The organism is Euzebyales bacterium (assembly GCA_035461305.1).
In the GTDB taxonomy this organism is placed as follows: Bacteria; Actinomycetota; Nitriliruptoria; order Euzebyales; family JAHELV01; genus JAHELV01.
The window spans coordinates 1-24021 of sequence record DATHVN010000043.1 but is presented as its reverse complement, the minus strand read 5'-3'; the positions used below and the strand labels follow the sequence as shown (position 1 = coordinate 24021).

Genomic DNA, 24021 nt, shown 5'->3' with positions numbered 1-24021 from the left:
CAGGGCCGCACGCCCGCGTTCGACGTGCGCTGCCGGTGCGCCGCCGGCGCGGGATCAGATCAGCATCTGGCCGAGGAAGACGCCGACGGCCGCTCCGGCGGCGACCAGCAGCAACACGACGAGCCAGCGCAGCAAGCTGTTGCCGCCGCTCTCCTCATCGTCCGCCGTCGACACGGTCGGACCGGCGGCCGCTGGCTGTTGCCGGGAAGCGGTCGGCTCGGATGCCGACGACGGTCCGCCGGTCGGCCGACGGGCAGACGACGGTGCGGCGGTCAGCCCGGTCGCGCCCTCGCCGGCGCGGCCGCCGCGCGGCGACGGGCCACCGGAGGGCGGGGCCGTCGCGTCGGGATCCTTGCCGAACACGTCCTCGAGGCGCGGGTCGCTGTCGTCACGCTGGATCGGTGTGGGCGCGGTCGCGTCGACCGGGGCCGCCGGCTGGCGCTGGTAGTCACGCGCCTCGAACTGTGGACCAGCGTCGTGCTCGACCTCGTCCCGCTCCGGTGCGGACGCGCGGCGGCTCGTGCCAGAGGGCTGCTGGCGCATGTCCGCCCGTAGCGGCGAGCTCGGCGGGCGGCTGTCCTCATCGTCCTGCCAGGACCTGCGGTCGCTCCGCTGGGTCGGCGCCGACAGGGGCGAGCCGGCCGCGCGGTCCTGGCCGGCGGGCGCGGGACGGCGCAGCGGCGACTCGGTGTCGACGTCGCGGTCGGCGCGGGATCCTCGGCGATCGTCGTCCCGCAGCGGCGAGAACGCGGGACGGTCGTCGCGCAGCGGTGAGGGCGCGGGGCCCTGGTCCGGCCGGCGGTCCCGCGCGCGCTCGGTCTCGGGCGTGTCGGTCCTCGGCCGCAACGCCCGGGGTGGGGGCGGCGTCTCCTCGTCGCGGTCATCCCGGGCCATCGCCGGGATGGAGGCCGTGTCGTCCCCGGTCCCGGGTGCGCGATCGCGCGCCTGTGCGGACCGCTCGGCGGGTGTGGGACGTGGCCGCGGGAGTGGCATCCGCACGAGCTCGTCGCTCGCCTCGTCGTCAGGTTGCGGTGGGGGCGCGAACGCGGGCACCGCGTTGCCGAAGGCGACGGGCGGGGCGGACGAGCCCGCCAGCGCGGGCGGCCCCGACGACGAGCGCAGCGGCGTCGGCTCGTCGACGCCGTCGTCGGTGTCGTCGCCGACCTCCCAGCCGCGCGGTGGTGCGCCGTTGCGGCGGCGCAGTGCGGTGACCTGCTCGTCGTCATCGGCCCGCGCGGCCGGCGCTGACGACGGGAACGCCATGTCGAGCGACGAGCGCGGTACGCCGCTATCGCCGGGCCCACGATCCAGGTCGGCGGAGGCGACGCGCAGGTCGGAGTCCAGCCGCGAGGCGCGCATCTCCTGCGACTCGCGACGCCCACCGCTGCCCAACACCGAGGCCAGCACGCGGTGGCCCAGGTCCGGGGTCGGAGGCAGCGGCTCGAAGCGGCGCCGGGCGCGGCGCAGCACGCCGGCCAGCCGCCCGCACGGCGTCGGCTCGGCGGCGGTGCCGGGCACCGCGGCGGCCTCGTGCGGCGGCAGCAGCCCGAAGATCCAGTTGGCCAGCGCGACGCCGCTGGAGCACATCTCGGCGGCGTGGCGCTCGTCGTCGGTCAGCGGGCTGGCCAGCACCAGCAGCGCGTGCTGCAGGGCAGGGCCCGCCTGCGGGTCCTCCTGGTCGGCGGTGCGGATGCCCTGGTCATGCGCGCGCACCAGTGCCGCCTGCTGCTGGTCGGTCAGCTCGGCGATCATGCGCTCGAGCCCGTCCACGCCGCCGGCGTGTGGGTCGGCCTCCAATCCGGAGGTCCACGCCGCCAACGACGGGGAGTGGGCGGCCAGGCCACGCTGGCGCAGATAGCCGGTCCCCAGCGTGAAGCAGCGGTCGCGCACCCAGCCCTCGAGGGCCTCGTCGACCGGCGGGTCCTCCCACAGCTCGCTGTAGACGGCGCGCATCAGCGCCTCGATCTCCACAGGGGAGGCGAGCATCCTGCGCGCGCAGGCGTGCGCTGCGGTGATGGTCCGGTGGTACGCCTCAGCGAGCGCAATGGCGTCACCGTCGGCTAGCGCGCGCACCAACCTCGCGTCGTCGGTGCCACGATGATCGGTGAGGTCGGTGCGTAGCACGTGGTCCTCCAGCTTCGACCGCTAGGGCAGGCCATGTGTGTGCATGGTGCCACCACCCAAGCGCACACAGGACATCTTCACCAGCCTAGGGTGCCCGGTTCGCCCTTGAAAGGCCCGACGATGTCATCGGTGATCCAGCCACCGTAGAACCCTCCAGCCTGACCCTGGACCGGTTGACCGTCAACCCGGCACTGGTGCACCCGGTCTGGGTACACCGTGAAGCGGTCGGCGAGCACCTCGTAGCCGGGCGGGGGGTGCGGATAGCTCCAGGCGGCGCCGGCCGCGAGCACCCGGTCGTCGTCGGCGACGATGTCGAAGTACCTGGCCCGCCCCTTGTACTCACACGCCGTCGTGCGGCCGGTCGGCCGTAGGTGGGCGCCGCGCAGCGCCCCCACCGGCAGGTACCAGGTCGGCGGGTGGCTGGTCTCGAGGACCCGCACGGTGTCGGTCGTGTCGATCACCGTGACCCCGTCGCACACCACCTCGACGCGGCGGCCGTCGGCCTCGACGCGGGGCGGGCGAGGGTAGTCCCAGACCGATTCCTGCCCGGGACGTGGCTGCTGCGGCGTGGGACGTGCCATCGGAGCTCCTTTCGGGGTGGTCATGCCCAGGCAATGATCTGGTAATGGCCGTCGCGAACGGCGCTGCCGCGGCTGGTGGGTCGGCCACGGCGAGGGTAGGAATGGTGCAGGCTCAACACGTAGTGAGGCACTGGTGAACGCGAGCAACCGAAACCGACTGTTGATCGGCCTGCTGGTCGCCCTCGGGCTGCTGTGGCTGCTCAACCCCGTCCGCAGCGGGACCCCGGTCACCTACGACCAGTTCCGCCAGTCGGTGTCCGAGGGCCAGGTCGAGTCGGTGACGTTCACTGGCCAGTCCATCGAGGGCACCTACACCGAGGCTGGGCAGCGCGCCAACGACGACGCGACCACCTTCACGTCGACGCTGCCGCCGGAGACCGTGATCGGCCAGCAGGGCATCCAGTCCTTCCTCGAGGACAACGACGTCGAGATCGATGCGCGGGTCGAGGGCGAGAGCATCCTGTCGCTGCTGCTGTTCTTCGGGCTGCCTGTGATGCTGTTCGTCGGCTTCTTCTGGTACCTCAACCGGCAGGCGCGCGGGCAGATGGGTCCGCTGTCGCGGATCGGCAAGTCGACCGCGCGGTTGTGGAAGCCGCACGAGCCGGCCACGCGGTTCAACGACATCGCCGGCTACAAGGAGGTCAAGCAGGAGATCAAGGAGGTCGTCGACTTCCTCCGCGAGCCCGACCGCTTCCGCCGGGCGGGCGCCGAGGTTCCAAAGGGCATGCTGCTGGTCGGCCCGCCCGGTACGGGCAAGACGCTGCTCGCCAAGGCGACGGCGGGCGAGGCCGGCGTGCCGTTCATCTCAGTCACCGGGTCGGACTTCATGGAGATGTTCGTCGGCGTGGGTGCCAGCCGCGTCCGTGACCTGTTCAAGACCGCGCGCGAGAACGCGCCGTCGATCATATTCATCGACGAGTTGGACTCGATCGGCCGCAAGCGTGGTGCCGGTCTCGGTGGAGGCCATGACGAGCGCGAGCAGACGCTGAACCAGCTGCTCGGCGAGATCGACGGCTTCGAGGGCTCGGAGGGCGTCGTGATCATGGCGGCGACCAACCGGCCGGACGTCCTGGATCCCGCGCTGCAGCGGCCCGGCCGCTTCGACCGCCAGATCGTCGTGCCACTGCCGACGCTCGAGGAGCGCGAGCAGATCCTCAAGGTGCACACCACGGGGAAGCCGATCGCCGACGACGTCGACCTGGCGGTGCTCGCCAGGGGCACGCCCGGTATGGCCGGTGCCGACCTGAAGAACCTGATCAACGAGGCCGCCCTGATCGCGGTGCGCGACGGCTCCGACGAGATCCGGATGCGTGACATCGAGCAGGCCCGGGAACGGCACACCATCGGCCGCGAGCGGTCCAGCCTGCGGTTGGATGAGAAGGAGAAGCTGGCCGTCGCCTACCACGAGGGCGGCCACGCGCTCGCCGCGTTCCTCGACGACGAGGCCGACCCGGTCTACAAGGTGACGGTGCTCCCGACCGGCATGGCGCTGGGCGTCACCCAGCAGCTGCCGATCGACGAGCGCCACATCTACCTGTTGAGTTACCTCGAGGCCAAGATCCGGGTGATGCTCGGTGGCCGGGCCGCTGAGATGGTCGTGCTCGGACAGCCGACGACCGGCGGGCAGCATGACCTGGTGCAGGCGACCAAGTTGGCCCGCGCGATCGTGCGCGAGTACGGGATGAGCGAGGAGCTCGGCCCGATCGGCTACGGCAGCCAGCAGCAGGTGTTCCTGGGCGAGGAGCTCACGCGCGGGCACGAGTACTCCGAGCAGACCGCCGAGGTCATCGACCGCGAGGTGCAGCGCATCCTGACCTCCGCGCTCGACGAGCTGGTCGGGAAGTTCAGCGAGCTGCGCCCGGGTCTCGATGCCATGGCAGACCTGCTCGTCGAGAAGGAGTCGCTGACCGGTAACGAGGCGCTCGCGGTCACGCGCGCGGCGCTGAACCCCGCGCAGCGTGCGGCGCTCGACGGCGCGCAGACGGTGTCGACGACGCCGGCGATGGTCCGCGGCGCCGACGAGGGCGAGGGCGAGGAGCCGGTGCGCGAGCCCGAGACGGCCGGGTCGGGGCGCTAGATCGTGCCGATGACCGGCGACGGGAAGCTGCCCACCGTCGGCATCCTCGGCGGCACGGGACCACAGGGACGCGGGCTCGGGCTGCGGCTGGCGCTGGCGGACTACGAGGTCGTGCTCGGCTCCCGCTCGCCCGAGCGCGCGGCCGACGCCGCCCGCGGCCTGGTCGACGACCACGACGTCGCCGACGGGTTGCTGACGGGTGGTCCCAACCACGAGGCGGCCGCCCGCGACATCGTGATCGTGACCGTGCCGTTCGACGGGGTGCGTCCGCTGCTCGAGCCGCTGGGCGACCTGCTGGCCGGGACGCTCGTGATCAGCTGCGTCAACCGGATGGGCTTCGACCGGGACGGTCCGCACCCGATCCCGGTCCCGGAGGGCAGCGCCGCTGAGCTCGTCGCCGAGCTGGCGCCGGCCGCGGACGTGTACGGGGCGTTCCACCATGTGCCGGCGGGACGGCTGACCCGAGACCTGGGCCCGCTGGACATGGACGTCCTGATCACGGGCGACGGCATCCATCCCGACGTGCGCGACCTGGTCGAGTCGATCGAGGGCGTGCGCGCCGTCCCGGCGGGCCCGCTACGGCTCAGCCGCCCGCTCGAGGAGCTAACGGCGGTCATCATCGCCGTCAACAGGCACTACAACGTGGCGTCCGGCATCCGTCTGACGGGCCTGCCCGACAGCCGCTGACCCGCCGGGCTCCGGGAGCCGGTCCCGCCGCGTCGACGGACCGGCTCGACGAAACGTGCGCCGGTCAGTACTGGTGCTCGGGTCCGGGGTACTCGCCGGCGGCGACCTCGGACTGGAACGACTTGACCGCGTCGCGGACGAAGCTGCGCCCGTCGGCGTAGGCCTTGACGAAGCGCGGCAGGCGTCCGCCGCTCATCCCTAGCAGGTCGGGCAGCACCAGCACCTGCCCGCCGGTGTCCGGCCCGGCGCCGATGCCGATGGTCGGGATGTCGACGGCTTCGGTCGCGCGACGGCCCAGGTCACTCGGCACGCACTCGAGCACGACGGAGAACGCGCCGGCCCCTTCGAGGCCCTTGATGTCGTGGACGATGCGGTCGGCGTCGGCGTCGGACCGCCCCTGGACCTTGAAGCCGCCGAACTGGTTGACCGACTGCGGCGTGAGCCCCAAGTGGCCCATGACCGGGATGCCGATGCGCACGAGGTCGGCGACCAGTTCGATCATCGGCCCGCCGCCCTCGATCTTCACTGCGGTCGCACCCGCCTCCTTGAGCAGCCGGGTCGCGTTGCGCCTGGCATCGGTCATGTCGACCTGGAACGAGCCGAACGGCATGTCCGCGACGACGAGCGCATCGGGCGCACCACGGCGCACGGCCGCTGTGTGGTGCAGGATGTCGTCCATGGTGACCGGTACGGTCGAGGTGTGACCCATGACGACCATGCCCAACGAGTCACCGACGAGCAGGATGGGGATGCCGGCTTCGTCGAGGATCTCCGCGGACAGGGCGTCGTAGGCGGTCACCATCACGAACCGCTCGCCGCGCTGCTTGAACGTCCGGAGGTCGTGGATGGACCGTGGTCTCTTGCTCATGTCGCCCTCGCGTCCTGCCGGCCCGGGAGCGTCGGGTGACACCCCGTCACGGGTCCAGCGGTACATCGACGAGGGTACCCGCGGTGCCGGGCGGTTGAACGGCACCCGGTCCCGGGGCACCCACGTCCCAGGGAGGCGCTGATGCGGGTCGTGCTGCAGCGGGTCGCCGAGGCCGCCGTGCGGGTGGATGGCGACATCGTGGGCGAGATCGGCCCGGGCCTGCTCGCCCTCGTCGGCGTCGGCCGGCGCTCCGGCCCCGCCGACGCGACGTGGCTCGCGGCCAAGACCGCGACGCTGCGTGTGTTCGCCGATGAGCGCGGCCGGATGAACCGTTCCGTGCAGGACATCGGGGGGTCGGTACTCGCCGTGAGCCAATTCACACTCTACGGTGATGTCTCGAAGGGACGGCGCCCGTCGTTCATCGACGCGGCGGAGCCGGAGCGGGCGCAGGAGCTCTATGAGTTGTACTGTTCGGCATTGCCGGTCACCGTTGCACGTGGTGTGTTCGGCGCACACATGGACATCAGCGCCCGGGCGGATGGTCCTGTGACGCTGTTGCTTGAACGAGAGGACCTCTGACTCACCCATGGTCGGACTGTTGCCCACGGGTGTCGAGCCCGGCACCGCCGAGCAGGAGCGGGATGCGGCCGCTGCGGTCCTGGGTGGCCAGACCGCCGCCGCCCTGCGGCTGGTCGAGGAGGAGCTGGGCATGCAGCGGGCGCTGCTGGTGGCCGCCGACGAGCCGCTGCCCGACGAGGAGCATGCCGACCTGCCCCTGGTGCGTGACGGTGTCGAGTGGGCCGTGCTGCGGGCCATCGGTGCGAATGCGGTGCAGCGCACGTCGAACCCGCTGGTGCGCAGCCTGATCACCCGGTTGGTGCTCGACGGGATGGTCGCGGACGTGGGTGGCATCGGCACCGAGGGCGGCGACCGCGCCGCGGTCGCGCAGGTCTTGGCCGACAACTCGCTCGAGATGGTGCTGCAGCCGATCGTCGAGCTCGACTCGGGCCGAATCGTCGGGGTCGAGGCGCTGTCGCGGTTCCCAGCGGACACCAACCGCTCGACGGAGGGTTGGTTCGCCCTGGCCGCCGCGGCCGGGCTCGGCGTGGAGCTGGAGGCCGCGGCGATGCGTCGCGCCGTCACCGTCATCGACGACCTGCCCGACGGCGTCTACCTTTCGGTCAACCTGTCGCCGCGTGCGCTGTTGTCATCGGAACTGCAGGAGATCCTGGCCAAGGTCGATCTCGAGAACGTGGTGCTCGAAATCACCGAGCACGCGCGGGTCGCGGACTACCAGGCGCTGGCTGACGTCCTCCAGCCGTTCCGGGCACGCGGTGCGCGGGTCGCCGTCGACGACACCGGCTCGGGCTTCGCCAGCCTGCGTCACGTGCTGCGCCTCGAGCCCGAGATCGTCAAGCTCGACTCGAGTCTCACGCACCACATCGACGGCGACGCGGTCCTGCGGGCGCTGGGCTACACGCTCAAGGCGTTCGCGGGCGCGATCGGCGCCGAGACCGTGGCGGAGGGCATCGAGAACGAGCGCGAGCTGTACGCGCTGCGCTTCCTCGGGGTGCCCTACGGGCAGGGGTTCTTCCTGCACGAGGCGCTCGACATCGACCCTGCGACGTGGCCCGACGAGATGAGCTCAGCCGGCCCAGCCGTGGGTGATCGGTAGCCGCCGCTCGCGCCCGAAGGCCCGTCGCGTGACCTTCACGCCTGGGGCTGCCTGCCGGCGCTTGAACTCGGCACGGTCGACCATGCGGGTGATCTCGGCGACCAATGCCCGGTCGTGGCCCTCGGCGACGAGGCGGTCGACGCTCTGGTAGCTCTCGATGTAGCCGCTCAGGATCGCGTCGAGCTGGTCGTAGTCGGGCAGGCTGTCGGTGTCGAGCTGGCCGGGGCGCAGTTCGGCCGACGGCGGCTTGTCGATGATCGCCCGCGGGACGACGGCACCCGGCGGGCCGAGCCATGTGTCACGGTGGGTGGCGTTGCGGTACGCGCACAGCTCGTAGACGACGGTCTTGTAGACGTCCTTGAGTGGTGCGAAGCCTCCCGCCATGTCGCCGTACAGCGTCGCATAGCCGACGGCGTACTCGCTCTTGTTGCCGGTTGCCAGGACCAGGTCGCCGTGCTTGTTCGACAGGGCCATCAGCAGGGTGCCGCGGATGCGCGACTGGATGTTCTCCTCGGCGGTGCCCTCCTCGGTGCCGGCGAACGGCTCGGCGAGCGTCGCGTCGAAGGCCTTCATGACGTCGTCGATGCGCAGCTCCAGCCACCTGCACCCGAGAGCGTCGACGAGGTCCCGGGCGTCGGTGATCGACCCGGGTGATGAGTACGGGGACGGCATCGCGACGGCGGTGACGTGCGCCGGACCCAGCGCGTCCACGGCCACGGCCGTCGTCAGGGCGCTGTCGACGCCTCCGGACACTCCGACGAGCGCCCCGGCGAACCCGTTCTTACGCAGGTAGTCCCGGGTGCCGGTCACCAGCCCTTCGTAGATCGCCGCCTGGCGGCTCATCCGCGGCGCGGGGGCGGCCATCGCCGGTGCGGCGGCCGTCGCGTCAATGTCGACGTCGACGACGACCAGGTCCTCGTCGAACTGCGCGGCGCGCGCGACGATCTGCCCGTCGGGCGCCATGACGAACGAGTCACCGTCGTAGACGACGTCGTCCTGACCCCCGACGAGGTTGACGTAGGCGATCCACGCCCCGCCGGCGGTCGCGTGCGCACCTGCCCACCGCTCGCGCTCCTTGCGCTTGCCGTGGTGGAACGGGCTGGCGTTCGGAACGAGGACGAGCTGGGCGCCGGCCTGGGCGGCCTCGGTCACCGGCCCGCCCTCACCCCACAAATCCTCGCACACCGACAGGCCAACTGGCACACCGGCGACGTCGGCCACGACCAGTTCGGTGCCGGCGCGGAAGTAGCGCGCCTCGTCGAACACGCCGTAGTTGGGGATGCGCTGCTTGCGGTACACCTGCGCGGTCCGGCCGCCGGACAGCAGGGCGGCGCTGTTGGCCAGTCCCTGTGGGATTGCGTCCTCGCTGACCACGCCACCCGGTCCCTCGAGGTCGCGGACGTCCTCGGGGAAGCCGACCAGGAGCGATTGAGGCCCGACACGGCGTGCCAACGCATCGAGGTGGTCGCCGACCGCGGCGATGAAGGCCGGCTTGAGCAGCAGGTCGTCGGGGGGGTACCCCGTCAGCCCGAGCTCCCCGGTCACGATGAGGTCCGCACCGCGCCCGACCGCGGCCTCGTAGGCGGCTGCGATCGCCGCCGCGTTGCCGGCGATGTCACCGACGGTCGGGTTGAGCTGAGCGAGTGCGATGCGCATCTGACGCCTTTTTACGCAGCGGAAACACCTGAGCAATCGCAGAGAAAGCAGTGCTTCCTACGGTTCTACCCGTACCGGGCCGCCCTTGTACCTGCGGGTGCGGACGACACGGCGCTGAGAGATGACTGGACGCGCACCGTCGATGGCCGCTCGTCGAACAGCCTGGGTCAGCGCAGATCGTGCGTCTTGAGGCCGCGGGAACGTCGGCGCGCAGGCGTCGGATGGCACGAGCCGATTAGGAGGCACGATGGCAAGGCGAATGTTGTTGATGGCAGGATCTGCACTCGGCATGTTGCCGGTCCTCGCCGGACCCGCCGCAGCGCAGGAGCTCGGTGAGACCGCGACGTTGCAGCTCAACATCGACGTCGTGTACTACATGCTGGCCATCGCCCTGGTGTTCATCATGCAGGCCGGCTTCGCAATGGTGGAGACAGGTCTGACGCGGTCGAAGAACGCCGCGAACATCATGATGAAGAACCTCGCAGACATGAACTTCGGTCTGATCGCATACTTCTTCGTCGGCTTCGGGCTGATGTACGGCGCGAGCGCCGCCGGTCTGCTCGGCACCGACACGTTCATGCTGCAGGCCGGCAGCTACACCGACGGCATGACGGCACCGGTCACCGAGGCGGGAGGCATCCCGCTCGGTGTGGACTTCATGTACCAGGCGGTCTTCTGTGCCACAGCCGCGACGATCGTCTCGGGCGCGGTCGCCGGCCGGATGAAGTTCTCGGGCTACGTGATCGTCTCGGTCATCATCAGCGCCCTGGTCTACCCGATCGTCGGCCACTGGCACTGGGGCGGCGGCTGGCTGTCGACCCTCGGCGGCCAGGGCTACATCGATTTCGCCGGCTCGAGCATCGTGCACATGACGGGCGGTGTCGCGGCCATCACGATCGCCGCGATCCTCGGACCCCGTATGGGCAAGTTCGGTCGTGACGGCAGGCCCCAGGTCATCCCCGGCCACTCGGCGCCGCTGACCGCGCTGGGCACCTTCACCCTGTGGTTCGGCTGGTTCGGGTTCAACGGCGGTTCGGTCCTTGCGGCCGACGGCGTGGCGATCGCCCCGGTTCTGTTCACCACCTGCATCGCCGCGTGTGCCGGTGGCGCCGCAGCGACGCTGTTCACGTGGGCCCGGTTCCGCAAGCCCGACTTCTCGATGACCTGCAACGGCGTGCTCGGTGGCCTTGTCGGCATCACCGCGGCCCCGGACCTCGTCGGTGGCCTCGGCGCGATCGGCGTCGGTGCGGTCGCAGGCGTGCTGGTGGTCCTGTCGGTCCAGGCGGTCGACAGGCTGGGCATCGACGACGCGGTCGGCGCGTTCAGCGTCCACGGCGTGTGCGGAGCGCTGGGCATCCTGTGGCCCGCGTTCTATGGCACCGAGGTCGGCCTGTTCAAGGGCGGCGGCGTCACCCAGGTGTGGATCCAGGTCGTCGGCATCCTGGCCATCACCGCGTTCGTCACGGTCTCCAGCGCGATCCTCGCGTTGGCGCTGAAGGCGGCCGGGCTCCTGCGGGTGTCCGAGGTCGAGGAGCTCGAGGGTCTCGACATCCACGAGCATGGCATGTACGGGTACCCGGAGGCCGCGCTCGGTTCCGCCGCCTACCCCGGCGGTCCGCGGACATCGCCGACCACCGGCGTCGTCAGCCTCGACGGACAGTCGCAGAAGGTGCTGCAGGACTCCTGACACCACGTGACCTGATCGGTTGCGATCCGATGACGCGGCCGGTCCCTCTTGGTGCAGCGGGGGGCCGGTCGCGTCACGTGGCAGCGGCGCGCGACGCTACACCGCGCCCGCAGTCAGCCCGGCTATAGGCACCGGACGTGAGCGCTGCACGATCCCTTCCGACGGTACCATCCTCGTCACCGGACGACGCCCCCGGCGTCAGGTTCAGGCGGGCGAGGAAGGCAGCCGACGTGGACAAGCAACAGGAGTACGTGCTCCGCACGGTCGAGGAGCGCGACATCCGCATCATCCGGCTGTGGTTCACCGACGTGCTGGGCATGCTCAAGTCCGTCGCGGTCACCTCCTCGGAGCTCGAGAGCGCGTTCCGTGAGGGCATCGGCTTCGACGGCTCCGCCGTCGACGGCTTCGCACGTGTCCAGGAGTCGGACATGCTCGCCGTGCCCGACGCGACGACCTTCCAGGTGCTGCCGTGGCGGCCCCGGGACCACGGGGTCGCACGGATGTTCTGTGACATCTTCACGCCGGAGGGCGAGCCGTTCGTCGGCGACCCGCGCCACGTGCTGCGGCGCACGCTGCAGCACGCGCAGGACCTGGGCTTCACCTTCTACGTCCACCCCGAGATCGAGTTCTTCCTGTTCCGCTCCGCAGAGGAACCGGTGCCACTGGACGCCGGTGGCTACTTCGACCTCACCCCGACTGAGATGCAGTCCGACTTCCGGCGCGATGCGATCCAGACGCTGGAGGCCATGGGCATCAGCGTCGAGTACTCCCACCATGAGGTCGCACCGAGCCAGCACGAGATCGACCTGCGCTACGCCGACGCGCTGTCGATGGCCGACAACGTGATGACCTACCGCATGGTGGTCAAGGAGGTCGCCATGCAGCACGGTGTGTACGCGACGTTCATGCCGAAGCCGCTGGCCGAGCACTGGGGCAGCGCGATGCACACCCACGTGTCGCTCTTCGAGGGAGACACGAACGCCTTCCACGACCCCGAGGACCCCGCGAACCTGTCAACTGTGGCCCGGCAGTTCGTCGCCGGGCTCCTGACCCACGCGCGCGAGATCAGCGCGGTGTGCTGCCAGTGGGTCAACAGCTACAAGCGGCTGTCGGCCGCGATGCTTGGCCCGTTCCCGACCGGTGAGGCCCCGGTGCACGTGTCGTGGGGCCGCTACAACCGTTCGGCGCTCGTCAGGGTGCCGACATACAAGCCGTCCAAGAGCGCGTCGGCGCGCGTCGAGTTGCGCGCCCCGGACCCGGCGTGCAACCCGTACCTGATGTTCGCGGTGGTGCTGGCGGCCGGTCTGCGCGGCATCGAGAAGGGCTACGACCTGGTCCCCGAGACCGAGGACAACATCTTCGAGATGACCGACGCCGAGCGGCGCGCCGCCGGCATCGCCAGCCTCCCCGGCAACCTCGACGAGGCGCTGCGCGAGATGGAGTCCTCCGAGCTGGTCGCCGAGACGCTCGGTGAGCACGTCTTCGACTTCTTTCTGCGCAACAAGCGGGTCGAGTGGGACGCGTACCGCGCGCAGGTGACACCCTACGAGGTCCAGCGCTATCTGCCGATGCTCTGAGGCCGTGTCCCCTGGTCCCGGCCGGTATCCGGCCCGGCCATGATCGACGTCGACGGGCGGCTGCTCGCGCTGTTCGAACTGGACGCGGAGCGGGCGCAGAACCGCGTGGCGGCGTTGGGCCTGGACGACGGCGAGCTGCGCCGCGTCCTGGAGCGCCTCGGCCTGGGCGCGCACCCGCCCACGGCTCTTTCGGCCGTCCTCGACCTCGCGACCGCGGACGCGGTCGCCTGGCATGAGCTGGCAACCTCCGACGACACGCTGCGCCGGCTGGCCTTCTTGGCCGGCGCCAGCGACGCGCTGCCCGACCTGATCGTCCGCTCCGCGCGGGCGCGCGCCGTGCTCTGCGGCGATCTGGCGACGTGGACCTACGACGACGTGCGGTCCCACGCCGACGAGGCACTCGCCAACGGGGGACCGGCGGCGCTCGCCGATGTGCAGCGACTCGGCGTCCTGCGCATCGCCCTTCGCGACCTGCTCGGCATGGCCGATACGCCGACGGCCACCGCCGAGCTGTCCTCGCTCGCCGAGGGGATCATCGCTTCGGCGTACACGCACGTCGCCGCCGAGGAGCCGCTCGCCGTCGTGGCCATGGGCAAGCTGGGCGGCCGCGAACTGAACTACGTTTCCGACCTCGACCTGCTGTTCGTCGCCCGCGACGCCGGCGCCGCGACCGGCGTCGCACGGTCGCTGCTGGAGGTGCTGGGCACCGTCACCGCTGCCGGCAGGGTCTACGAGATCGACACGAACCTGCGGCCGGAGGGCAGCGACGGCCCGCTGGTCCGCAGCCTCGACGCCTACCGGCGCTACTACAGCCGGTGGGCGAGGACCTGGGAGTTCCAGGCCCTGCTGAAGGCCCGCCCGATCGCCGGCGACGAGGCGCTCGGGCGCAGGTTCTCCGAGCTGGTCGAGCCGTTCGTGTGGCCCGAGCGCCTCGGAGACGGCGCGGTCGCGGACATCCAGAGGATGAAGACGGTCGTCGAGCGCAGCGCTCCGGTGCGCTCGGCGGGCGCCCGGCAACTCAAGCTGGCTCCCGGTGGCCTGCGCGACATCGAGTTCGCCGTGCAGCTGCTGCAGCTGGTGCACGGGCGCGCCGACCGGACGCTTCGCACCCCCAACACTCTGGAGGGCCTCGACGCCCTCGCTGCGGGCGGCTACGTCGACGAGGGCGACGCCAACCTGTTCGGCGACGCCTACCAGTTCCTGCGCACGATCGAGCATCGCCTGCAGCTGCGACGCATGCGGCGGACCCACGTCGTGCCGCACGATGCCCGCGACCGCCACCGGCTGGCGCGTGCGTTCGGCTTCCGCGACATCCGCGCCGCCGACGCGCTCGACCAGTTCGACCGCGAGTTCAGCCGCGTGCAAGGCTACGTGCGACGACTCCACGAGAAGCTGTTCTACCGGCCGCTGCTGACCAGGTTCGGTGAGCTGACGGCCGCCGAGCAGCGCCAGCTCGGCAGCGGGCTCAACGAGCAGGCCGCGTATGAGCGGTTGTCGGCGCTGGGCTTCACCGCACCCAAGCGGGCCGTCGCGCACCTCGACGCCATGGTCGGCGGGACGTCGCGGCTCGCGCGGGTGCTGCGGACGATCCTGCCCGCGATCCTGCCCGCGCTGGCGGCGGCACCGGACCCCGACGGGGGTCTGATCGAGCTGCGGACGTTGTGTGAGCGCCTCGTCAACGACCCGACGCTGCTGACCACGCTGCGCGACGCTCCGCCGAGCGGCGAGCTGCTGGTCAGCCTGCTGGGCCGGTCACGCCGCATCGGCGAGTGGCTGGTGCGTGACCCCGACCTCATCGGCAGGCTCGGCGACCCGTCGACGCTGGATGAGCCGTTCGACGCGGCGGCGATCGACACCCAGATCGAGGCGCTGCTGGTCCGGTCCGGCGATCCGGAGCATCGGGCGATGGCGATCGGCCGCCGGCTGCGGCGCGAACTGGTCTGGACGGCGATCCGCGACGTGTCGGGTCGCACCGACGTCGAGGCGGTCACCGACCACCTGACCCGCGTCGCGGATGTGGTGCTGGACGCGGCCACCCGGCTGGCGCTGACCGGCAGCGACGTCCGGCTCGCCGTCATCGGGCTGGGCAGGTTGGGCGCAGGTGAGCTGGGCTATGCCAGCGACCTCGACGTCATGGTGGTCTTCGACCCCCCCGACGAACGGGCCCAGGCCATCGCGTCGGTCGAGCGGATGGTCGCGCTGGTCTCCCTGATCGCGCCGACGGCCCCCGCCTTCACCGTCGACCTCGGGCTCCGCCCGGAGGGGCGCGACGGGCCCCTGGCGCGGTCACTGGGGTCCTACGAGCGCTACTACGAGCGCTGGGCGCAGTCGTGGGAGTTCCTGGCGCTCACGCAGGCGCGCGTCGTCGCCGGCGACCGAGGCCTGGGGGAGCGGTGGCTGGCGATGGTCGCCGACCGTGTCTTCGAGGACCCCGCGTCGGCCGAGCGTCTCGGTGAGGTGCGGGCCGTGAAGGCGCGGATCGAGCGTGAGCGTGCCGGCGGCGGCGAGGGTGACATCGACCTCAAGCTGGGCGCCGGTGGCCTGGCCGACGTCGAGTGGACAGTGCAGCTGCTGGCTCTCACACACGGCGGGCGGCACGAACAGCTGCGCTCATCCGGCACACGTGCGGGGCTGGCGGCCGCGGCCGAAGGCGGCTACATCGACGAACGGCAGCACGGCTGGCTGCTGCACGGCTGGCGGACGCTGACCCAGCTGCGCAACGTCCTCTACCTCATCGGTGAGCGCAACAGCCACCTGCTGCGCGCTCGCAGCGAGGTGCGCGCCCACGCGGCCCAGGTCCTCGGCTTCGATCCCCCCGGGATCCAGCGGCTCGAGGAGGAGCTGCGCCGGGCCATGCGTCGGGTCCGCAACGTTCACGAGCAGGTGTTCTATGAGTCACGCCTCTGACCCGGTCGTGAGGCCCGCGATCGCGGCGATCGACTTCGACGGCACGCTGCTGCGCACCGATGGCACGATCAGCGAGCGCACCGCCGAGACGATCCGCAGGATCACCGACGCAGGCATCCGGGTGTTGGTGGTCACGGGCCGCCCGCCACGGTGGCTGGAGCCGATCTCCGACCTGCTCGGCGGCCGGGGGACGGCGATCGCCGCCAACGGGGCGCTGGTCGTGGACCTCGAGACCTCAGAGATCGTCCACAGCACCCACCTCGACATCGCGACGGCCCGGACGGTCATCGAGCGCCTGCGCGCGGCATTTCCGACCGCGACCTTCGGCGTGGAGCGTCCTGACGGCTTCGCGCACGAGCGAGGTTACCCGCGTGGCATCCGCCGGTCGGAGCGGATGCCCCAGGTGGCCTACGCCGACACGCTCGACGACCTGCTCCTGGAACCGCCGGTGAAGATCCTCGCGCGGGTGTCCGACGTCGACATCGACACCGCCGCGGCGCGCGCGATCGATGTGCTCGACGGCTCGGCCAGCGTCTACTTCTCCGGCGCCGACCTGCTCGAGGTCGCCGCGGCGGACGTGAGCAAGGCGGCGACGCTGGCTCGGGTGGCGGCGGAGTGGGGGATCGCAGCCGACGCGGTGATGGCGTTCGGCGACATGCCCAACGACATCCCGATGCTCGAGTGGGCCGGCCACGCGGTCGCCGTCGCCAACGCGCACCCGACAGTCCACGCCGTCGCCGACACGGTCACGGCGTCCAACGACGACGACGGTGTGGCGCTCGTCCTCGAGCGCTTCCTGTAGGCTGTGACGGGTCCGTTGGTCGCGCCGACCGTCCACCGACCTCCAGGTCCCGCCGGGTGAACCCGTCCCGCAGGTCGCGGACAGCGTTGCGCGTCGTCGCGGCGGCGGCGCTGTTCGTGGCGTTGACGGCCACGTCCGCATGGGCCCGGGAGCGGCCGACCGGGCGCTACGTTTCGACGAGCGGTGTCCCGCACACCGACGTGGGCGGGCTGCGCGGGGCGCCGGGCTGGACGCCCGCGTCACGGCCGGGGATCACTCCGTCCTGGCGTCGTGCGCTCGACACAGTGATCGGCCAGATCGCGGCCGAGCGTCCCGACGCCGTGCTCCACACCGGGGACATGGTCGAGGGCCGCTGGGACGTCGACGCCAGCGGCTCGGCGATGTTCGGGCCCGTCGAGACCCGTGCGCAGCGTCGGGCCGCCGTGCGAAGAGCTGGCGACCACTACTACCCCCGCATGCGGCGCTGGTGGCAGCGCCACGGCCTGACGGTGTACGCGGGACTGGGCGACCACGAGGTCGGCGACATGTCACATGTCGGCGTCCTTCGGTCCCACAGGTTCAAGGCCCAAGAGCTCGACGTGTGGAAACGGACGTGGGCGCGGCACATGGCGCGGGATGCGACCGGCGGTCCCCGATTCAGGATGCGCCCCGTCGGGACGCAGTTCGAACGGACCGCATACGCAACGCGGCTCGGCGACGTCGGTCTGGTCACGCTCGACCCGTTCATGCGTCGTCACGACGTTGTCCGCGTGCGCATCGGCGCACGCCAGCTGCAGTGGCTGGACCGTGTCCTGCGACGCCTCCGGCGGACGGGGGCGCGGCATCTCATCGTGCAGAGCGAGATCCCCGCCCTCGGACCCAACCGGCGGTTCGCGTCCAGTGGACTGCTGCTCGACGACGGCCGTCGCCTGTGGAGGATGCTGCGCGCGCACGACGTCGATCTGCTCCTGTCGGGCGAGTACCACGCACCCACGACGCACTCCGACCGCGGAACGGCTCCCGTGCAGGTCGTCCATGGCGGGAGGATGGTCAACGCCCGGGTGAGCTACCTGGTGATCACGACGTTCAAGGACCGCATCCAGGTGCGGCTGAAGGAGATGGGTGGCCGGGTCGGCGGCGGACGGCTGTGGTCGTCGTGGCATGCGCACGTGCCGGCGCGCATCACCATGGGTCAGTACGCGGTGGTCGATGGCACCTTGACCATCGATGCCGATGGACGCCTGTCGCATCGCTCCGGGTACCTGCGCGAGGGCATCAGAGCCCGCGAACCCAGGCTCCGCCCCACCGTCGAACGGATGGGACCCGGGCGCAGGACCGCGTCCATCCGTGCCGGCGGCGACGCGCGCTGACCGTGGTCAGGCGTCAGTCGACCGGCTGGAGCATGCCGTCGAGGACGACGCGGTCGCCCCACCGTCGCCGCGCCCACGCGCGCGCGGCCTCGTCGGCGACGATCACCTGGACGACGACGACACCACCCTCGGTGTCGGGCACCGATCCGAGGTTCGGGCCCAGCGGCGTGTCGCGCGGTGATCCGTCGTCGTTGGTCGTCGCCGCGCTGACCTCGTCATGCAGCGCCTGAAGCTCGTCCATTGTCGGCAGGTCACGTTCGACGACGCACAGCGCGCCCAGGTAGTCACGGCGGATCATCGCGGTGATCTCGTCACCGCGTCCCGGCGGGACCAGGACCGTGAGCACGAACGGACCGTCCCAGGGGCCGCTGGGATCAGAGACGCGGATCGACGACACGCCGGCCCGCTCGAGCGAAGCGATGACGTCGTCCACCTCGTCCCGGCCGTGGGAAGGGTCGATGACGTCGGGTTCCTTACACCCGGGCGCGAGCTCGTCGGGATCGCCCGGCGGAGGCTCGGGCCATGCCGACCCAGCCTCGACGGGCCGCGTCACCGTGAAGCGCTCGCCGTCCCACGTGCCCCTCAGCACCGCGTCGACCCAGGTCACGCCGCTGGCCGACTCCTCGCCGGCGACCGCGTCCCAGTCCCACCCGACGATCTCGGGACCGCTGCATTGCGGCGGGTACGACTCCGCGACCGCGAAGCACAGCTGCGGTCCGCTGTCGCCCACCTCGAGGACCGTCGCCCTGGTCCGGTACTCCTGCGTCTCGTCACGCTCCGTCGATGAGGTGGTCACCGGAGTGGTGGGAGCGGTCGCCGGCGCTGCCTCGCCGCAGGCGACGGCGGCCAGGAGCAGCACGCTGAGCAGGGCGTCACATCGACGGGTCATGACGGGTCAGACTTCATCGTGTCGACGATGGTTCCCGGCGGACGACCAGATCGCTCGCCCGCATGCGCACATCAACCGGCCGACCACGCGAGGGCGAGCAGCGCTGACGGCGCGCACAGGGCCGTGAGGACCACGGCCAGGCTGGTGGGCTCGCCCCGCGAGGTCCTCCGCACCCGTGACGGCGAGGGTCGCGAGGGCCACCGCCGCGGTGGTCGGGCCGAGCCCCGCGAGCAGCACGGCGCGTCCGAAGACCGGGGTCGCCGCGCCGGCGACGCCGATCGTCACGCTCAGCAGCGCCTGCGGCGACGACGGCGCCGGCGACCCACCACCGACGTGCCGTGTCCCGTACGGCGGCGAGGACGTACGAGGAACCGGCGACTAGCGCGACGAACACCACGATGGCCACTGCGCGGTACACCGACTGCAGCAGCCACGCCGTGCTGACGAGCGAGGCCAGGCACGCCCCGAGCACCCCGACGCCCAGCAGGCCGCGCACGGGTGAAGACGTCCCGTCGCCGCCTGAGACACCCCAGGCGATCAGCCCACCGACGAGGACGTTGCCAGCCGCGAACAGGACCGCCGCGCCGACGAGCACGTCACCGAGCATCACGGCAGCCTACCCGACCGCCCAACGATGTCGGTAGGCGGCGGCACTCGAGCTACGCCCCCGCCTCCGCTCGAACCGGCCGGTCCACCCAACCCTCGCATGCTCTTGCGCGTTTGCACGTCGGACGGTTCGGGTTGCTCCGGTCGTATCGCTCGTGGCAGTACCTGCATCGGTAGGTGCGACGGCGCTGCTGCAGCCAGGCCCGGCCTGCGTTCCACAGGGCCATGACGCAACCCCTCCGTTGACTGGTCGTCGGTGTCTCGAGCGCAAACCGTTCTACAACGACCGCATCGCCCTGGCGGTGCTCGACAGTGACGGCGACTGGTGGCGTATCCACATTCTGCGTGAACCATGGTCGGCGCCGGCATGACCCTGGCGTTCGCTGGGTACAACAACACCAGAGCCTCTCGCCCCCCCTTGCGGAGCGGGGGGCTCGGCCATTGCGAACATACCTTCGAGGCAGCGCGGGCATCCTGTCGGAGTGATGCCACAACACCGTGCCCACGACGGTTGCGCCGTCATCGGGGCCGCGCCGAAGCGGCAGGGGGCCGCCGTGTGACCGACCGGCGACCGTCCGCGCTGTGTGGCGGTTCGACACGGTGGGTCCGCGGCGCCTGTTGGTGTGCGCCCAGCATGCCGAGGGCTGGCCGGCAGCGACCGGCTCGTGATGACCGATTAGGAAGCGTTGAGCCCCCGCCTTAGGAGGAACGCCGGGCTCGACTGTTGGCGACCGGGCGGGCACTACGCCGGCGCCAACCAAGCGGTCAGGCGACGCGTTGCCGCCACCGGTCGAGCGCGAGACGCTCGTTGAGGTCCCACGTCACCTCGCCCCACGCGGCCTCGTACGAGCCGATGTGCTCGCAGTTGCTTGCAGTTGCTTGCAGTGCCGGGTTGAGATACGACCGCGCCGCGGACGTGAGGATGGCTGCGGCGAGGTCCTCCGCGACTGTGCCTGCCTGCTCGTCGAACCCGCGGCCGCGGGTGTACCCGCGCGCGGCCCGCGTCGCGACGTCGAGCATCGCGTACGCGCGAACCGCAGCGTTGGGGTCGCCCGTGTCGGCGTCGAGGTGCTCGAGCAGGTCAAGCCCCGTCGGTGGCGTCACCATCACCGCGGGCATCGCTACGGGGTGACGCCGCGGAGCACGACCACGGCAGTGTCGTAGCGATCACGACGCGGATGGCCTGCTGGTCGACGTCCGCGTACGTCTCGTCGAGAACCCTCACGGACAGCGCGAGGTCGCGGGTGACGACGAGCTGCGACATGTCGGCGAGCACGATGGACGACTCGTTCGACCCGGCGCCGCCGTCGGCGGGAAGCTGGTTCGCGATGGTGACGCCGTGGCCGAGCAGCCGCTACGCGCCCGCTCGCTCGGGTCGGGCTGCACCGGGTACCGCTGCTGCCCGTCCTTCAGCTTGCGGATGTTGACGAAGTCGCGGGACGTCATGAACCACCGCAGCCAGGAGGGGTCGACGTTCGCGGCGAGGATGAGTCCTTCGGCGTCGTGCAGGTCGTCGAGTGTGGGCGCGCCGACGCCGGTGAGTTCCTGTGTGCCGGTGTAGTTCAGCAGCCCAGTAGGGGTGACATCTCCGCCAGCGGTTGGCCGCGCCGTCCCCGGCGACGAGCGCGGTGTCGATCTTCGCGGCGACGTCGCGGACCATCCGGTCTCGCAAAGCGGCCTGAGCGCGATGACCGACTGGCGAGCCAGCTCGTTGCTGCGCCGGCGTCAGGCTCTTGACCGACGCCATGTTCGACGGGAGCAGCGTGACCTCGTCCCACGTCGGGTCGACCTCGTCAACCTGCTCGGTCTCGCCATGCCATGACGGTTCGGCCATGCCGGTCAGCTTGGGGATGTGGACCGGTGAGCCGTCGGTGTCGAAGATGCGTGGGCTGGCGGCGAGGAACACGCTGGCTTGCTCGAGCGGCCGGATGGGTACGGCCTGGACTGGTTCTTGGGTGTTCTCTGCGGTGGTGGTGTCGGATGCGACGGCGGGAGCCCTTCAACGACACAACGGATGTGTGCGTTGGGGGCTCCCGGCGCCGTCAGCAACAGCGGCACCAGGCCGCTCAAGTGGTGAGTCTACTCGGATGGTCGGTGGCGCTGTGCGATGTCCTGCAGCGCTTGCTGCGGTCGATGTCAGCGTGCTTCTCGAGCTTGATGAGCGTGCGCTGGCAACGTTGAGGAGCCCGGTGACGAGTTCGACGTCACCGGGCTCGGACGATGTCCTGCACGACGCCGGACGCGAAATCGATGCCGTCAGGTTCACTGGCCCATGAGTCATCACGGCGATACCGTGCTGTGTGCACCGGACTGGTAGTCGGGGTCGCCCATGTCGCTCAGCGCGCGCGCCCGGCACGGGAGCCGCTGTGCTCGGTGGCTTCGTCGGCTGTGATGCTGACGACGACGTCGGCTGGTAGTGCAGCGACGACGTTGCCGCTGGGGTCATGCATCAGGTATGTGCTCGGGTCCCCGGCCGTGTAGCTGACCGACGACGCTTCGATGTGGGCGACGTTGCTGCTCTTGCGGATTTGGACGGTGAACTTCACGGGTCCCTCCTCAGGGTGACGTTCGCGTGCGCGGCGCAGGCTACGCGCGCTCGCGCAGCATCCCGGCCAAGCTGACCGAGGTCGCGGCGTCGCGGACGCCCTGGTCGACATCACCGCGCGGCCGACGGTCGCCGAGGTGGGGCTTCGCGGCGAGCAACTGGTCGACCGCGGACTCGACCGCGTCCCGGTCTGACTACAGATTCTCGTCGAACGGCAGGTCGGTGGGGTCCGCGAGCTTGCCGAGCGCGGCGACCCGCATCGTGAGTAGTTCCCGGGTGAGGTCGTCTGCGCGCTTGGCGCGCACCCGGTAGCCGGCGGCCTCGTCGCGGAGGCGTTGCCGTGGGCGACCGCCTGCTCAGCCGACTTGTGAGGCTCGGGTCTGTCGTTCACGACGCACCTCCGAGTCATGGCATCGCGAGGAGGCGAGGCGGGCGAGGGCGCGCTGCTGCCGTAGTTCGCCGGGATGAGCGCCGACACGTCCGGCTCCGGCGCCCATCGGACACGTGCTCGTGCACGAGGTCGTCCGCGTCGGTCGGGTACCATGGTCGTCGACCGCGGCTCCCCAACCGCTGGTCTGTGCCGCCCCCGACGCCTCCCCCGGGTCGGCGGGGCGGCTTTCTTCTGCGGTCACGCTGCGGGCTGCGCGGTGTCGACGCGAGCCTCGAGCCACTTCTCGACGTCGGACCGGCGAACGCGCCGATGCCTTCCGAGCTTGTACGACGGTGACCCTTGGCCCATGTGCACCTAGTAGCGCACCGTCGACTGGGTCACCCTTGCACTGTTCGGAAATGTCGGCATAAGACATGAACTCGTCAGACCGCTGATCCATCGGAAATCCCATCCGTGACATTCAGTATGGTCGCGCATGACTATACTAAACAGGGTGCGTTGGTCGTGCACGGCTGTATCGGGTAGGTTTGAAGCTGTGCAGGTTGAGCGGTCACCGGTGAACCTGCTCGACGCCGCGAGGGTCGAGCTGGCGCCCGGCGTGCGGGGACCGTCACGGGTGCCGCCCACGCAGTTCACTCCGGGGCCGGACGATGGGTTCGCCTACGTCGTGACGCTGACTGTGGTGCACAACGGCGACCGGTACGTGGTCGAGAGGATGGAGTGTGCGCAGACTGACAGTGGGCCACCGGTCGACAGCTCGGGTCTCCGCATCATCCCCGTCGCGCAGCTCGTTTCCCAGGCCGTGGTGCCCTACGTCTGGCGGGGTGAACCCGGCGAGCGTGGGTCGAAGTGGGCGCCATTCGTTGGTGCGAGCCGCGACGATGCTGCGAACGGACCCACCGATGAAGCGCTGCGCAAGGTCGCCGTCGTGTACGCGGTCACCTACGCAGTGGGGCAGGCGCCGGTGAAGAAGGTCACGGAGGTGTTCGGGGTGCCAAGGTCCACGGCGGGCCGGTGGGTGACGATGGCGCGTGAGCGCGGGTTCTTGGGTCCGACGACGCCGGGGCGGGCGGGGGAGCACGGGTAGTGGCGAGCATCAAACGTCATCCGAATGGACGTTGGTAAGCGCGTTACCACGCCTGGGGGGTAAGGAACACGCTCGCCACTTTCGACGCAAGGTCGACGCGCAGCGGTGGCTCGACGAGGTCACCGCCGACCTGGTCCGTGGTGTGCACGTCGACCCGCGCGCGGATCAGCGGTCGTTCGGCTTCGTGGGAGAGAGGCTCGCCGCGCAGACGTTCGATGAGTTGACGCGTGAAGCGGTCGAGTCGGGGCTGCGCCGTCACATCCTGCCGACGTTCGGCGACATGCCGTTGGCGGCCATCCGCCCGTCGACGGTGCAGGCGTGGGTCAAAGGTCGCAGCGACGAGCTTGCACCTCGGACGGTGCGGGTGTTGCTGGCGAACCTGTCGTCACTGATGGGCGCCGCGGTCGAGGACGGCTTGGTCGCGCGGAGCGTGTGCTCGTCGAAGGCGGTGCGGCCACCGGCGCTCGACGTCGAGCAGGTGGTCCCGTGGACCGCCGAGCGGGTGCAGGCGGT

19 protein-coding genes are annotated in these 24021 nt (G+C 70.8%); 11 read left to right on the top strand and 8 right to left on the bottom strand.

The window, feature by feature from the left end:
* Positions 1-54 precede the first annotated feature (54 nt).
* Together VK923_04140 and VK923_04135 are read right to left on the bottom strand one after the other, a co-directional pair.
* A complete protein-coding gene (locus VK923_04140; GenBank protein HSJ43857.1) occupies positions 55-2124 on the bottom strand; it encodes a hypothetical protein in 2070 nt (689 codons plus the stop codon).
* A gap of 77 nt (positions 2125-2201) precedes the next feature.
* Complete coding sequence (locus VK923_04135; protein ID HSJ43856.1) at positions 2202-2705, bottom strand: DUF427 domain-containing protein; 504 nt, start codon at positions 2703-2705, stop codon at positions 2202-2204.
* A gap of 133 nt (positions 2706-2838) precedes the next feature.
* Between VK923_04135 and ftsH the strand changes: the two genes are divergently transcribed.
* On the top strand, positions 2839-4782 hold the full coding sequence (gene ftsH / locus VK923_04130; GenBank protein ID HSJ43855.1) for an ATP-dependent zinc metalloprotease FtsH: 1944 nt from the start codon (positions 2839-2841) through the stop codon (positions 4780-4782).
* A 9-nt stretch (positions 4783-4791) separates the two neighbouring features.
* Positions 4792-5469 (top strand): NADPH-dependent F420 reductase, encoded by a 678-nt coding sequence (gene npdG, locus VK923_04125; protein HSJ43854.1) that lies wholly within the window; start codon positions 4792-4794, stop codon positions 5467-5469.
* Between the two features lie 64 nt (positions 5470-5533).
* Here npdG and panB read toward each other — a convergent pair whose 3' ends face one another.
* Positions 5534-6337, bottom strand: a complete 804-nt coding sequence (gene panB, locus VK923_04120; GenBank protein ID HSJ43853.1) for a 3-methyl-2-oxobutanoate hydroxymethyltransferase — start codon at positions 6335-6337, stop codon at positions 5534-5536.
* 141 nt (positions 6338-6478) lie between these two features.
* On the opposite strand from panB, the gene dtd reads away from it, so the two are divergent.
* Complete coding sequence (gene dtd, locus VK923_04115) at positions 6479-6916, top strand: D-aminoacyl-tRNA deacylase (protein HSJ43852.1); 438 nt, start codon at positions 6479-6481, stop codon at positions 6914-6916.
* Positions 6917-6923: 7 nt separating this feature from the next.
* Complete coding sequence (locus VK923_04110) at positions 6924-8012, top strand: EAL domain-containing protein (protein HSJ43851.1); 1089 nt, start codon at positions 6924-6926, stop codon at positions 8010-8012.
* On the opposite strand, the gene VK923_04105 is transcribed toward VK923_04110, so the two are convergent.
* On the bottom strand, positions 7983-9668 hold the full coding sequence (locus tag VK923_04105) for an NAD+ synthase (GenBank protein HSJ43850.1): 1686 nt from the start codon (positions 9666-9668) through the stop codon (positions 7983-7985). The two genes, VK923_04110 and VK923_04105, sit on opposite strands and share 30 nt — an antisense overlap.
* Before the next feature lie 289 nt (positions 9669-9957).
* Between VK923_04105 and VK923_04100 the strand changes: the two genes are divergently transcribed.
* The 5 genes from VK923_04100 (at position 9958) to VK923_04080 (ending at position 17990) form a co-directional block, all read left to right on the top strand.
* Positions 9958-11355 (top strand): ammonium transporter, encoded by a 1398-nt coding sequence (locus tag VK923_04100; protein ID HSJ43849.1) that lies wholly within the window; start codon positions 9958-9960, stop codon positions 11353-11355.
* Positions 11356-11585: 230 nt separating this feature from the next.
* Entirely contained in the window at positions 11586-12932 is a 1347-nt protein-coding gene (locus VK923_04095) for a glutamine synthetase family protein (protein HSJ43848.1), read from the top strand.
* A gap of 39 nt (positions 12933-12971) precedes the next feature.
* Positions 12972-15839, top strand: a complete 2868-nt coding sequence (locus VK923_04090) for a bifunctional [glutamine synthetase] adenylyltransferase/[glutamine synthetase]-adenylyl-L-tyrosine phosphorylase (protein HSJ43847.1) — start codon at positions 12972-12974, stop codon at positions 15837-15839.
* A 7-nt stretch (positions 15840-15846) separates the two neighbouring features.
* On the top strand, positions 15847-16641 hold the full coding sequence (locus tag VK923_04085) for a Cof-type HAD-IIB family hydrolase (protein HSJ43846.1): 795 nt from the start codon (positions 15847-15849) through the stop codon (positions 16639-16641).
* Between the two features lie 56 nt (positions 16642-16697).
* Positions 16698-17990, top strand: coding sequence for a metallophosphoesterase (locus tag VK923_04080; protein ID HSJ43845.1), 1293 nt, complete (start codon positions 16698-16700; stop codon positions 17988-17990).
* A 13-nt stretch (positions 17991-18003) separates the two neighbouring features.
* Here the strand turns inward: VK923_04080 and VK923_04075 are convergent, their stop codons facing one another.
* The 4 genes from VK923_04075 to VK923_04060 all read right to left on the bottom strand — a co-directional run bounded on the left by VK923_04075 (position 18004) and on the right by VK923_04060 (position 22031).
* Positions 18004-18879 (bottom strand): hypothetical protein, encoded by an 876-nt coding sequence (locus VK923_04075; GenBank protein HSJ43844.1) that lies wholly within the window; start codon positions 18877-18879, stop codon positions 18004-18006.
* A gap of 1371 nt (positions 18880-20250) precedes the next feature.
* On the bottom strand, positions 20251-20592 hold the full coding sequence (locus VK923_04070) for a hypothetical protein (protein HSJ43843.1): 342 nt from the start codon (positions 20590-20592) through the stop codon (positions 20251-20253).
* A complete protein-coding gene (locus VK923_04065) occupies positions 20567-20836 on the bottom strand; it encodes a hypothetical protein (protein ID HSJ43842.1) in 270 nt (89 codons plus the stop codon). Before VK923_04065 ends, VK923_04070 begins: the two co-directional genes overlap by 26 nt.
* A gap of 985 nt (positions 20837-21821) precedes the next feature.
* Complete coding sequence (locus VK923_04060; GenBank protein ID HSJ43841.1) at positions 21822-22031, bottom strand: hypothetical protein; 210 nt, start codon at positions 22029-22031, stop codon at positions 21822-21824.
* Positions 22032-22956: 925 nt separating this feature from the next.
* Between VK923_04060 and VK923_04055 the strand changes: the two genes are divergently transcribed.
* Together VK923_04055 and VK923_04050 are read left to right on the top strand one after the other, a co-directional pair.
* Positions 22957-23508 carry a hypothetical protein gene (locus tag VK923_04055; GenBank protein ID HSJ43840.1) on the top strand — a complete coding sequence of 184 codons (552 nt, stop codon included), beginning with the start codon at positions 22957-22959 and terminating at the stop codon, positions 23506-23508.
* A gap of 31 nt (positions 23509-23539) precedes the next feature.
* The coding region (locus VK923_04050; protein HSJ43839.1) for a hypothetical protein at positions 23540-24021 on the top strand (482 nt) is incomplete at its 3' end.